The 12,899-nt window shown below is 64.5% G+C and carries 8 protein-coding genes; all 8 read left to right on the top strand.

Annotation, left to right across the window (positions count from 1 at the left end; genetic code table 11):
* Positions 1 to 704 precede the first annotated feature (704 nt).
* Positions 705 to 2,111: a citrate synthase gene (locus JX325_RS07180; protein ID WP_204790469.1), complete on the top strand. Its 1,407-nt coding sequence runs from the start codon at positions 705 to 707 to the stop codon at positions 2,109 to 2,111.
* Between the two features lie 18 nt (positions 2,112 to 2,129).
* Positions 2,130 to 4,361: a hydratase gene (locus tag JX325_RS07185; protein ID WP_204790470.1), complete on the top strand. Its 2,232-nt coding sequence runs from the start codon at positions 2,130 to 2,132 to the stop codon at positions 4,359 to 4,361.
* A gap of 12 nt (positions 4,362 to 4,373) precedes the next feature.
* Entirely contained in the window at positions 4,374 to 5,576 is a 1,203-nt protein-coding gene (locus tag JX325_RS07190) for an NADP-dependent isocitrate dehydrogenase (RefSeq protein WP_204790471.1), read from the top strand.
* Between the two features lie 200 nt (positions 5,577 to 5,776).
* The gene (locus JX325_RS07195; protein WP_204790472.1) at positions 5,777 to 7,162 is read left to right on the top strand and encodes an MBOAT family protein; all 1,386 of its coding nucleotides are present in this window, start codon (positions 5,777 to 5,779) and stop codon (positions 7,160 to 7,162) included.
* 9 nt (positions 7,163 to 7,171) lie between these two features.
* Positions 7,172 to 8,533 (top strand): hypothetical protein, encoded by a 1,362-nt coding sequence (locus JX325_RS07200; protein WP_204790473.1) that lies wholly within the window; start codon positions 7,172 to 7,174, stop codon positions 8,531 to 8,533.
* A gap of 43 nt (positions 8,534 to 8,576) precedes the next feature.
* Positions 8,577 to 10,289 carry an S-layer homology domain-containing protein gene (locus JX325_RS07205; protein WP_204790474.1) on the top strand — a complete coding sequence of 571 codons (1,713 nt, stop codon included), beginning with the start codon at positions 8,577 to 8,579 and terminating at the stop codon, positions 10,287 to 10,289.
* 27 nt (positions 10,290 to 10,316) lie between these two features.
* A complete protein-coding gene (locus JX325_RS07210) occupies positions 10,317 to 10,994 on the top strand; it encodes a hypothetical protein (RefSeq protein WP_204790475.1) in 678 nt (225 codons plus the stop codon).
* A 73-nt stretch (positions 10,995 to 11,067) separates the two neighbouring features.
* Positions 11,068 to 12,899 (top strand): SH3 domain-containing protein (locus JX325_RS07215; protein WP_204790476.1); only part of this gene is annotated, 1,832 nt, incomplete at its 3' end.

A 12,899-nucleotide genomic window follows, 5' to 3' on the forward strand; every position in this document is an offset into this window, starting at 1 on the left:
GACGGAAGAAGATTTGCAGGGCATAGACCAACTGATCGTAGCCCAGCCGGATATTACAATCGACGAAATTATCAAAAAACAGGGACTGTCTGTCAGTAACGAAACGGTGCGAAAGGCCGTGATTAGACTGGGTTATGTTTACAAGAAGAAGTCCTTTTACGCGGCAGAGCGGGAGCGTGTTCGATGTTGTGACGGCGGGANAAGCCTGGAGTGGAGTGATCACGCAATGCGAAGCGAACAAACTGGTATTTCTGGATGAAAGCCACGTAAACACGGACTTGAGCCGCCGCTATGGGCGGGNCATTGGCGGGGAGCGGTCAGTAGACAAGACTTCCTTGAATACGCCTGCCAATNCCACGGTTCTTTCCTCCGGGAGACGCAACGGTGAGACTGCCTATACGATTTACAGCGGTGGAACGACCCGCGAAAATTTCTGGACTATCTCAAAAACATNCCCATTCCCACACTGCGTCAAGACGGTCTCCCGGGCCGGCGGCTTCCCGCCGGTTTCCGGGGGGGCGTCTTCGGCTCTTTGGAGGGCGGCGGCGCTCAAAAAATCAGTTTTCTCTCGAAAACCCGCCGGATAATCGGTGATTTGTGGCNNNGAAATCCGGCCCGGAATCCATTATAATAAATCAAATACCCACAGCGGGCCGCCCGCTTCNTNGCAGACTGCNCACACTTTTNAAAGGCGGTTTCCTGATATGTCTTACAAAACCGAACGCGACCTTCACCGGATGCTCCGGCACCAGGAGCTGATCGAGTCCTCCCTCTCCTTCGTCAGCGGCTCCGAGGACTTCATCCGGGACAACGACATCTTCCCCTCCGGCCGGACCGAAACCGACGTGATGCGGGGCCTCCGGTATCCCAACGGAACCGGCGTCGTCGCCGGAGTCACCAGCATCGGCGACGTGGACGGCTACGACCTGAAGGACGGGAAAAAGATTCCCCGGAAGGGGCGGCTCTTCTACCGGGGCGTCAGCATCGAGGATCTGATTCAAAGCTGTNTNCGGGAGGACCGCTTCGGCTTTGAGGAGACGGTGTACCTCCTCCTCTTCGGCCAGCTGCCCACGCTCTCCCAGCTGGAGGATTTCCAGGTCCTCATGGCCCGGTGGAGCCAGCTGCCCGGTTATTTCTCCGAGGACATGATCCTCCGCTCCCCCAACAAGAACATCATGAACAAGCTGGCCAGCTGCATCCTGGCCCTCCACTCCCACGACGGCGAGGCGGAGAACAGAAGTCTGGAAAACGAGCTCTTCAAATCCTTCCGCATGGTGGCCCGGACGCCCACCATCGTGGCCCACTCCTACGCCGCCAAGCGGCATTATTTCGACAAGGACAGCCTTTACCTCCACCGGCCCCGGACGGATCTGAGCGTGGCCCAGAACTTCCTCTACACCCTGCGCAAGGACTCGAAATTCGACGACGACGAGGCCAAGCTTCTGGACCTTTGCATGATCCTCCACGCGGAGCACGGCGGCGGCAACAACTCCACCTTCGCCTGCCGGGTCCNCACCTCCACCGGGACGGACTTCTATTCCTCCATCGCNGCCGNCGTGGGCTCTTTGAAGGGCTTCCGCCACGGCGGGGCCAACATCAAGGTGGTGGAGATGATGCAGTATCTGCGAAACGCCGTCCGGGACTGGAAGGACGACGGCCAGGTGAAGGACCAGCTGGTCCGCATCCTCAACCGGGAGCTGGGGGACGGCACCGGCCTTATCTACGGCATGGGCCACGCNGTCTATACCCTCTCGGACCCCCGGGCGGAGATCCTTAAGCAGTTCTCCCGCCACCTGGCGGAAAAGCGGGGCATGGTGGACCAGCTGGACTTCATCGAGTCCGTGGAGCGCTTGGCCCCCCAGGTTTTCCAGGAGGTCCGGGGCATCGACAAGCCCATCTGCGCCAACGTGGATCTCTACTCCGGCTTCGTGTACCGGCTGCTGGGCATCCCCACGGACCTCTACACCGCCATCTTCGCCAGCGCCCGCATGGCCGGCTGGNGCGCCCACCGCATGGAGGAGTGCTGCTCCGACGACCCGCGGATTATCCGTCCCGCCTATAAGACCATCTGCAAACGGGGGGCCTATGTGCCCCTGGCGGNCAGAAGTTGATTTCAGGAGGTTTCCGCTATGATCACCCTTCACGACAACGGCGTTTTTCTCTCCAGCGGCCGTCTCCACGCCTCCGCCCCCCTCTCCGCNGAGGAGGGCCGGAAGCGGACCCTGGCCTGGAGCATCCTCCAGGCCCACAGCGTCTCCGGCGACCCGGAGAAGCTTCAGATCCGCTTTGACGCCATGGCCAGCCACGACATCACCTACGTGGGCATCATCCAGCAGGCCCGGGCCTCCGGCATGGGGGCGTTCCCCATTCCCTATGCCCTGACCAACTGCCACAACTCCCNCTGCGCCGTGGGGGGCACCATCAACGAGGACGACCACGTCTTCGGCCTCTCCGCCGCCCGGAAATACGGCGGCATCTATGTCCCCGCCAACCAGAGCGTCATCCACTCCTATGCCCGGGAACAGCTGGCGGGCTGCGGGAAGATGATTCTGGGCTCCGACTCCCACACCCGCTACGGGGCCCTGGGCACCATGGCCGTGGGCGAGGGCGGGCCGGAGCTTTGTAAGCAGCTTTTGAAAAACACCTGGGACGTGCCCTACCCCAAGGTGGCCCTGGTCTACCTCACCGGTGCGCCCAGGCGGGGCGTGTGCCCCAACGACGTGGCCATCGCCCTGGTGAAGGCNACCTTTGAAAGCGGCTTTGTGAACAACTGCGTCCTGGAATTCGCCGGGCCGGGCATCGCGGGGCTGCCCATCGACTACCGCAACGGCGTCGACGTTATGACCACGGAGACCACCTGCCTCTCCTCCATCTGGGAGACCGACGAAGAAACCCGGGGCTTCTACGAGGCCCACGGGCGGGGGGAGGAATACAAAGAGCTCCATCCCGGCGAGTGGGCCTGGTACGACAAGTACATCGAGCTGGACCTCTCCCAAATCGAGCCTATGATCGCCCTGCCCTTCCACCCCTCCAACGCCTGGACCATCCGGGAGTTTTTGGCGGGCGCCCCGGACATTCTGGCAAAGGTGGAGGCGGACGCGCAGAAGCGCTATCCCAAGGCCAAGATCAACCTGGCCCAAAAGGTCCGGGACGGCGGCGTCTGGGCGGACCAGGGGGTCATCGCCGGGTGCGCCGGGGGGCTTTTCGACAACATTACCGAGGCGGCGGACATCCTCCGGGGCGGGAGCTGCGGCGACGGGTACTTCACCCTGGACGTGTACCCCACCAGCGTGCCCGTCAGCCTGGAGCTGACGAAGATCGGGGCCGCGGCGGACCTGCTCCAAAGCGGCGCGGTGATCAAGCCCAGCTTCTGCGGGCCCTGCTTCGGCGCGGGGGACGTGCCCGCCCACAACGGCCTCAGCCTCCGCCACACCACGCGGAACTTCCCCAACCGGGAGGGCTCCAAGCCCGGGGAGGGCCAGTTCGCCGCCGTGTGCCTGATGGACGCCCGGTCCATCGCCGCCACGGCCAGAAACGGCGGAAACATCACCCCCGCCACGGAAGTCGAATACCAGCCCGTCCGGCGTCCCTACCACTTTGACAAGGGCGTGTACGAGAAGCGGGTCTACAACGGCTTTGGCCATCCCCGTCCGGAGGAGGAGCTGATCCTGGGGCCCAACATCACCGACTGGCCCAAGATGCAGCCTCTGGCGGAGAACCTGCTGGTGGAGCTGGCGGCGGTCCTCCGGGACGGCGTGACCACCACCGACGAGCTGATCCCCTCCGGAGAAACGTCTTCCTACCGCTCCAATCCCCTGCGGCTGGCGGAGTTCACCCTGTCCCGCCGGGAACCGGAGTATGTGGGCCGCGCCAAAGAAATCGCAAAGAGCGAGGCCCGGCGGCTGGCCGGGGACGTGCCCGCGCGGCTGCAAGCCCTGCTGGACCGCTGCGGCGCGGACGCGGCGAAAACCCAATTCGGCTCCTGCGTCTTCGCCAACCGCCCCGGCGACGGCTCCGCCCGGGAGCAGGCCGCCAGCTGCCAGAAGGTGCTGGGGGGCTTCGCCAATATCTGCTATGAGTTTGCCACAAAACGCTACCGCTCCAACTGCATCAACTGGGGTATCCTGCCCTTCACCCTGGACGAGGGGGCAGAGTTCCCCTATGAGGCGGGGGACTGCGTGTTTGTCCCGCATATCCGCGCCGCCATTGCGGAGGGGCGAGAGGACATCCCCGCCAAGGTCCTGAAGGCGGACGGCGGCGAGGAGGACATCCTGCTCCATGTCCGGGGCCTGACGGCGGAGGAACAAGAGATTATCCTGGACGGCTGTCTCATGAACTACTACGCCAAACGAGCCAATTGACGGAGGCGCTTTATGGAAAAAATCAAAATGACCACCCCCCTGGTGGAGATGGACGGGGACGAGATGACCCGCGTTCTATGGGGGGTAATCAAAGAGAAGCTCATTTTGCCCTTTGTGGATTTGAAAACCGAGTACTATGCCCTGGGACTGCTGAGCCGCAACGCCACAAANGACCNNATCACCGTNGACGCCGCCCAGGCCGCCCGCCGCCNGGGCGTGGCGGTGAAGTGCGCCACCATTACCCCCAACCTCCAGCGGATGGAGGAATACCCGGAGCTGACGGAGATGTGGAAGTCCCCCAACGGCACCATCCGGGCCATCCTGGACGGCACGGCCTTCCGCTCCNNCATTNTCCNGCCCGCTATNCGGCCGGTGGTAAAGNATTGGGAGCTGCCCATTACCNTCGCCCGCCATGCCTACGGCGACATGTACAAGGCCGTGGACATGACCACGGAGGAGCCGGGGACGGCCACCCTTACCTTCCGGGGGGAGAGCGGGGCGGAAAAGACCCTGAATGTCCAGACCGNGGACGGCCCCGCCGTCTGGCAGGGGCAGCACAACCTGGAAACGAGCATCCGGGCCTTCGCCCGCTCCTGCTTCCAGTACGCCTTGAGCCAAAAGCAGGACTTGTGGTTTTCCACCAAGGACACCATCGCCAAGGTCTACGACGGGGAATTCAAGCGTATCTTTGAGGAGGAATACGAGTCNTCCTACAGGGCGGAGTTCGAGAAGCTGGGGATTACCTATTTCTATACCCTCATCGACGACGCCGTGGCCCGGGTGATCCGCTCTAAGGGCGGCTTTATCTGGGCGCTGAAAAACTACGACGGGGACGTGATGAGCGACATGATCGCCGCCGCCTTCGGGAGCCTGGCCATGATGACCTCCGTACTGGTCTCCCCCGACGGGACCATGGAGTTCGAGGCCTCCCACGGCACCGTCACCCGGCACTACTACCGCTACCGCAAGGGGGAAAAGACCTCCACCAACCCCATGGCCACCATCTTCGCCTGGTCCGGGGCCCTGAAGCGCCGGGGCGAGCTGGACGGCCTCCCCGGCCTGGTCCGCTTCGGCGAGAGGCTGGAAGCCGCTTCCCTGAAAACCCTGGAGGACGGGATCATGACAAAAGACCTCCTGCCTCTGGTGGAGCCGGGCTTCCAGGTCCGGGGCGTGGACAGCTGGGAGTTTTTGGACGCCATTGCGGCCAGGCTCTGAGAATACGGCACGGAAAACAGTGGCGGCATATGCCGCCGCTGTTTTTGCATATCATTGCTTTTTGGGTAAAAAGGGTTCTGAACAATCCAGGCTCTGCCCTGCGCCTTGACATTTCTCTGCAAAGGTGTATAATCTTCATAGATTCGACATATTTTCCTGTTCCGGCAGCAGAAGCTTTTCTATTAGGAGTTGGTGTTTGCATGGCATTCCATTCCGCCCCCTTCCTGTTTTTCTTCTTCCCGGCAGCTTGGCTTCTCAGCCTGCTGGTTCCGGTCAGGGGGAGGAAGTATCTGCTTATTGCCGTCAGTCTGGCCTTCTATGCCTGCGGGCAGTGGCAGGGGATCCCCTGCCTTCTGCTGTCCGCCGCCGTGAGCTGGGCTGCCGGTTTTTTCATGCCCCGGGTCCGGGCGCGAAAGGCCCTGCTGGCCGCGGTCCTGACCTTCCACCTTCTCCTGCTGGGCGCTTTCAAATACCTGGACTTCTTTACCGGAAGCCTCAACGGCCTCCTGGGGACNGAGTTCCCCTCCGCGGGGCTCCTGGCTCCCCTGGGCGTTTCTTTTTTCACCTTTAAATCCATGTCCTACGCCGTCGACGTCTACCGNGACGAAAACGCCCGGGCCCGGCGCTTCTCCGACGTGCTGCTCTATCTCTCCTTCTTCCCCCAGGCGGTCTCCGGCCCCATCTCCCGCTTCGGCCAGTTCGCCCAGGGGCTGAAAAGCCCCCGGGTCACCGCCAGGCAGGCGGCCAAGGGGCTCCGGCGCTTCACCGTGGGCTTTGCCAAGAAGGCCCTGATTTCCGAAATGGCCGCCACGGTGGTCAACGCCGCTTTCGCCCTGGGGGACGGCCTGGACTGGCGGATGGCCTGGCTGGGGGCGGTTGCCTACACCCTGCAAATTTACTTTGACTTCTCCGGCTACAGCGACATGGCCATCGGCCTGGGGTCGCTGTTCGGCTTTGAAACCCCGGAGAACTTCGATTACCCCTACATTTCCGCCTCCATCACCGNGTTCTGGNGGCGGTGGCACCTGTCCCTCTCCTTCTGGTTCCGGGATTACCTGTACATCCCCCTGGGAGGCGGGCGGCGGGGCACGGCCCGGAAGTGCCTCAATAAGGCCGTGGTCTTACTGCTCTGCGGCCTGTGGCACGGGGCCAGCTGGACCTTTGTCCTCTGGGGCGCGTGGCACGGGCTTCTCTCCGCCCTGGAAAGCGCCCTGCCCATGAAAGCGGAGAAGCCCCTGGGCCGCTTCGCGGGGCATGTCTACACCCTGCTGGCGGTGTGCGTGGGCTTCGTGGTCTTCCGGGCATCCAGCCTTGCCGAAGCCATGACGGTCCTCCGGGCCATGTTTACCGGCTTTGCCCTCTCCCCGGCCTCCACCCTGGCCCTGGAGCGAATCAGCCCGGCGGTGTGGTGTGCCTTGGGGGCGCGGATCGTGGGCAGTCTGCCCGTGGGGCCCTGGCTGAAACGGCGGCTGGACGGCCCCTGGCTGGAGGTTTCCTCCTTCGCCGGGGCGGCGGCTCTCTTTGTCCTCTGCCTCCTGGCGGCGGCGGGCAGCAGCTTCCAGCCCTTCATTTACGCTCAGTTTTGAGGTGCCTCCATGAAAAAGAAACTCGCCTACGCCACCTTTACGGCGCTCATCCTCCTGCTGTGCCTCATTCCCTCCCTGGGGATGCTGCTCCCCGCTCAGGAGAGCGCCGCGGGCGGCAACCAGGCCCTCTCCAGGGCCCCCTCCCTCCGGGACCCGGAGGGAAACTGGAATCCCGGCTATCTCTCCCAAATCCAGGACTACGCCGGGGACAATTTCTATCTCCGCCAGGAGATGATTACCGCCTGGTCCGCCCTGAACGCCAAGGGGCTCCGGAGCTCCATCACCGAGGATGTGGTCCTGGGCACGGACGGCTGGCTCTACTTCGCCGACACCCTGCCGGACTATGTGGGGCTGCAGCCCATGACGGACCGGGAGATCTTCTCCGCCGCCCGCAATCTCAGATTGATGGCGGAGTACTGCGAGAGCCAGGGGGCAAGGTTCCTCTTCACCCTGGCCCCCAATAAGAACTCCCTCTACCCGGAGCATATGCCAAACCTCACCCTCCCCTCCGCCCGCAAGCCCCGGGACGCGAAGCGGCTGGCGGAGGAGCTGGAACGGCAGGGCGTGGACTACCTGGACTGCTTCGCCCTCTTCCGGGGACAGGAGGAAACCCTGTATTTCAAGACCGACTCCCACTGGAACGGCAAGGGCGCGGCGCTGGCCGCCGACGCGGTGAACNGGGCCCTGGGCCGGTCCTCGGGCTACTTCGACGGTCCCTTCACCCGGGAGGAAGTCCACAAGGGCGACCTCTATGACATGCTCTATCCCGCCGGGGAGGGCCTGGAGGCCGATCCGGTCTACAGCGGAGAACTGACCATAGAATATGATGTCCCCATCCGCTCGGCGGAGAACCTCACCATCATGACCCACGGCGGCGGGGAGGGGTCNCTGATGATGTTCCGGGACTCCTTCGGGAACAACCTCTACCCCTACCTGGCGGACAGCTTCGGCGCGGCGCTGTTCTCCCGCTCCATGCCCTACCGTCTGGATTTGGCTGCCCAGCGGGAGGCGGACTATGTGGCGGCGGAGCTGGTGGAGCGGAACCTCCGGTATCTCATTCAGAATGTCCCCGTCNTGCCCGCCCCCGGCCGGGGAACGGAAAAACCGGAGGGCTTCACCGTCTATGGAAGCGGCGTGAATTTCGATGTGGAGCCGTCGGAGGACCTGCCGGGCTATGTCTTGGTCACCGGCCCCACGGCTCTTGCGGGCCGGGAGCTCCCGGAGGCGGATTCCCCGGTGCTGGTTTCCGCCTCGGACGGAACGTATTATGAGGCGTTCCTCCTGGAGGGCGGAGGCGCGGGCCTCTACCTGCCGGAGGGCGTTCAGCCCCTGGGCCTTGCCTATCGCAGTCCAAAGGCCCCGGGTCTCTGAGTACCGCGTACTCAATCAAGCACGGATAAAGGAGAGAACAAGCATGGGTAAGAACAGTTGGATCGCGCTTTTGCTGGCCCTGGTGGTGCTGGTCACCACCGTACCCGTCTGCGCTGCCGGCGCGGAGAACCCCGGTGTGCAGGCCTACCGTGAGGACGACTACGGCGGCCTGGCCCCGGACCCGGTGCGGCCTCCCAGCACCCCCGGACGTCCCGCCGGGGAGGGTGATAACGGCGGCATCGCGCCGGACCCCTCCCGGAATCCCAGCGCCTCCGGACGGCCCGCCGGGGAGGGAGACAACGGCGGAGTCGCGCCGGACCCCTCCCGCACGCCCAGCGCCTCCGGACGGCCCGCCGGGGAAGGCGACAACGGCGGCGTCGCGCCGGACCCCTCCCGTACGCCCAGCGCCTCCGGACGACCCGCCGGGGAAGGCGACAACGGCGGCGTCGCCCCCAGCCAGCCCAACTCTTCCGGACCCTCCAAGCGGAAAAACATTACGGCGGGCAAGGTTGTGGCGGGGATCTCCCTGTCCGCCGACAGCCACATCGCCTATGCCCAGGGCAGCAGCGGCCTGTTCCCCTCCTTCAACCCCACCCGGCAGGTCACCCGGGCCGAGGCGGCCCAGATGCTTTACCGTCTCCTGCCTCCGGACGCCCCGGCCTCCAACACGGCCTACGCCGACGTGCCCGCGGGAGCGTGGTACGCCAAGGCTGTGAGCTCTCTGGCGGACCTGGGCGTGCTGGAGGCCCAGGACGGCATGCTGGACACCGGCCGGGCCGTCACCCGGGGGGAGTTCGTCCGGTACATCGCCTGCTTCTTCCCCCTGCGGACTGACGGCCAGCTCTTCCCCGACGTGGCGGAGGACGACCCGAACGCACCCTTCATCCGCTCCGCCCAGGCCTACGGCTGGGCCCAGGGCGGCAGCGACGGGCTCTTCCACCCCGACGAGACCATCAACCGGGCGGCGGCGGTGGTGCTGCTGAACCGGGCCCTGGGCCGGACGGCGGACCGGGCCTACATCGACGGCCACCATCCCGCCTTCTACGTGGACGTGGCCCCCTCCAGCTGGTATTATTACGATGTGTGCGAGGCCACCGTCCCCCATCAGCACACGGCGTCCGGCGGCACGGAGAGCTGGACCTCCCACACCGCCAGGGAGGCGGTCCCTCAAAACGGTATCCAGCTGTCCGACGGCTGGCTGTACTGCTATGACAGCGCGCGAGGCGACGTGGTGCGGGAAGCCATGGTGGGTAACCACTACTTCAACATCAACGGGCGCTTCACCACCGGGAACAACGAGCTGGACTCCTGGCTCCACAAAATCGTCCTGGCCCGCACCGACAGCTCCCAAACCCAGGAGCAGAAGCTCCGGGCCCTCTTCCTCTACACCCGGGACTCCTTCACCTATCTGCGCCGTCCCCCCTATGAGATGGGCGTCTACGACTANATGGAAACCGACGNCCTNCGCATTCTGGACACGGGCTATGGCAACTGCTACTGCTACGCCTCCCTCTTCTGGTATCTCTCCCGCTGGATCGGCTACGACTCCGTTATCTACAACGGCACGGTGGGCGTCCGCCGCTCTCCCCACAGCTGGGTGGAAATCAACCTGAACGGCAAAAACTACATCTTCGATACGGAGCTGGAAATGGCCTACCGCCGCAAAAAGCGGTTCGACGTGAACCTCTACAAATTCTACGACGCCGGAAACAGCTGGAACTACCNGCGGCCCCAGAGCGGCGGAGCCGCCGTCTGAGACATAAGGCAAAGGAGACGATTTTTTATGAAAAAGCTATGGAGCTTCCTGCTCTGCGCAGCGCTGCTATGCGCCCTCTGCGCCTGCGGAGACCAGACCTCCCAAACGGAAGACGCCCCCGCCCCGGCGGACGCCGGGGAACCGGCAGGACGGAGCGCTCCCGCCGAGGCGGCCCCTGCCCAGGACCCGGTAAAGCCGGAAGCGGACAGCGGCCAGGACCAGCCGGAATCCGCCGCCGGTGAGAAGGACTCCCCCGACGCGGAAGCCCAGGTCCCTGAGGCGGACACGCCGGAGGAGGCCCCGGCCAAGGACCAGACGGAACCCGTGCAAACGGAAAAGCCTAAGGATACGCCCGCTCCGAAGCCGGAACCGAAACCGGAGCCCAAACCGGAGCCCAAACCGGAGCCGAAGCCCGAGCCTCAGCCTCAACCGGAGCCCCAGCCGGAACCCGAGCCCGAGCCGGAACCCGAGCCGGAACCGGAACCAGAGCCCGAGCCCGCTCCGGCAGTGGACCGCAAGGCCGTCGCCCAGGGGCTGGTGGGCCGTCCCGTCAGCGAGCTGTACGCCGCCATCGGCCGCCCCATCTCCTCCGACTACGCCCCCAGCTGCCTCATCGACGGCGAGGACGGCGAGCTGGTCTATGACGGCTTTATCGTCTACACGGAAAAGGGAGCGGATTACGAGACGGTCTATGCCGTATTCTGACGCTTTGCGCACCTAGAGGGATGTAGAATGCCCTTGGCACGTCCCAGTCTGACCCTTGGAGGGAAACAATCTGATGACTCGAAAAATCATTTTGGCTGGAGCCGCCGCCTTCGCGCTGGCGGCTTTGGCCTTGACGGCGGCTTATTTCTACATACCCGGCGGCGCCCGCCTCGTCTTCGACGAGGGGGATATCCGCATCTGCCTGAACGCGGACGGAACCGCCGAGCTGGATTGGCCGGAAGCCCGGCCCAGCAGCCGGACCGAGCCGCAGGACGGCGGCGGAGAAGACGCTCCGGCCGGGGAGGCCGCCGGGACCCGGATAACCCCTGTGCTCTACGACCTGGAGCTTACGAGCGAAAGCGGGCACACCCAGAAGCTGGAAAACCATCCCCGTATCCTCCTGGAANACTACACTCTGCCCATGACGATCCGCATCCAGGCTGTGGCGGAGGGGAAAAACCTCCTGGGCCTCTTTCGCAGGCTGCACAGCCAGGAGCTGACGGCAGAGGTCCGCTTCACGGACCTAAAGGCCCCGGAAGCGGTGGGCACGCCGGGGCCCGGCGCGCTCTCCCTCTCCTGGAAGCTCTCCGGCCAGGTCCCGGGATTCTATAAGATTTTCTCTTTGGACCAGGCGGACGGCGTTTTTCGCCAGGTGGCCTACACCAGCGNNAAGCAAATCAGCCTNGACGTNTACAAGGAGGGCGGCACCCTGGTGCTGCCCAGCTATGAGCATCCTTTGGAGGTTCTTGTCCGGGCGGCCGTCCAGGGAGAGGGCTACGTTCTCTGCGGCCCNGCCTCCAATCTTATCCGCGTGNAGCGCCAGGACCTGCTGGGCGACGATCTGAACCTGGTCTGCCGGGAGACGGAGCCCCGGGTCTACACCCTGGAGTGGGACGAAACCCGGGGAGAGCGCTACGAGCTCCAGGAGTGGGACAAGGAGGGCTGGACCCTGCTGGACACTCTGGAGCTGGCGGAGCACTTCCAGTATGACCTGGGCCGCCTGGGCTCCGGGTCCCACCACCGCTTCCAGGTGGTGTCCAAGAGCGTGAACGGCGCCGTCCTCTCCTCGGAGGAGGCGGAGTTCTCCGTCTCCATCGATCCCCTGTACGCCACCATCTGGCCCATCATTGAGCAGCCCTTCTACGAAAAGGCCGACAAGAGCTCCTCCTCCCTGGGAAAAATCCCCGGCGGGACCGCCCTCTGCGTATTGGAGGAGAGCGGAGACTGGTTCCAGGTCCGGTACAAGGACCAATNCGGCTGGGTGGACAGCCNCTTTTGCATGATCAACCTGCCGGAGTACGTGGGGGACCACTGCTCTTATGACATCACCAACAGCTACCGCTCCATCTTCAAGGTCCACGAAAACCCCATCGCCCTGATTACGGACCAGGTGATCCAGGGCTTCGAGCATATCCAGGAGGCGGACNGGGAATTCCTGGTCCCCTACCTCTACCCCTGCGCCAAGAAGCTCCTCAGCGCCGCCCAGGCGGCGGAGAAGGACGGCTACCGCCTGAAAATCTACGAGGCCTTCCGCCCCAACGAGGCCACCCGCTTCCTCTACGACACCACCGCCGGACAGCTGGATCTGGCCGCCCTGGTATACAGCTATGAGGACGCGGAGGGCGCGCCCTTGGGGCAGGACGAGGACCCCAGGGTCCTGGACCCCGTCACCGGCTGGGAAGCCGGCCTGGAGGACGGGCTTCTGATTGACCCGGAGACCGGGGAGAAAATCAGCCGGGAGGATCTAGCCCTGCGCCAGGAGGAGGAGGCCGGAACGGAGGGCTTGGACCCGGACGGCGGGCCCCTGCCCGGCCCGGAGGGACAAGCTCCGCAGCCCGCCGGTGATATTCCCTTCTTCACCCTGCCCGAGGCGGGCGAGGGCGGCGGCTTGGACCCCGCGGAAGC

The organism is Oscillibacter sp. CU971 (assembly GCF_905219725.1).
Taxonomy (GTDB): domain Bacteria; phylum Bacillota; class Clostridia; order Oscillospirales; family Oscillospiraceae; genus Oscillibacter.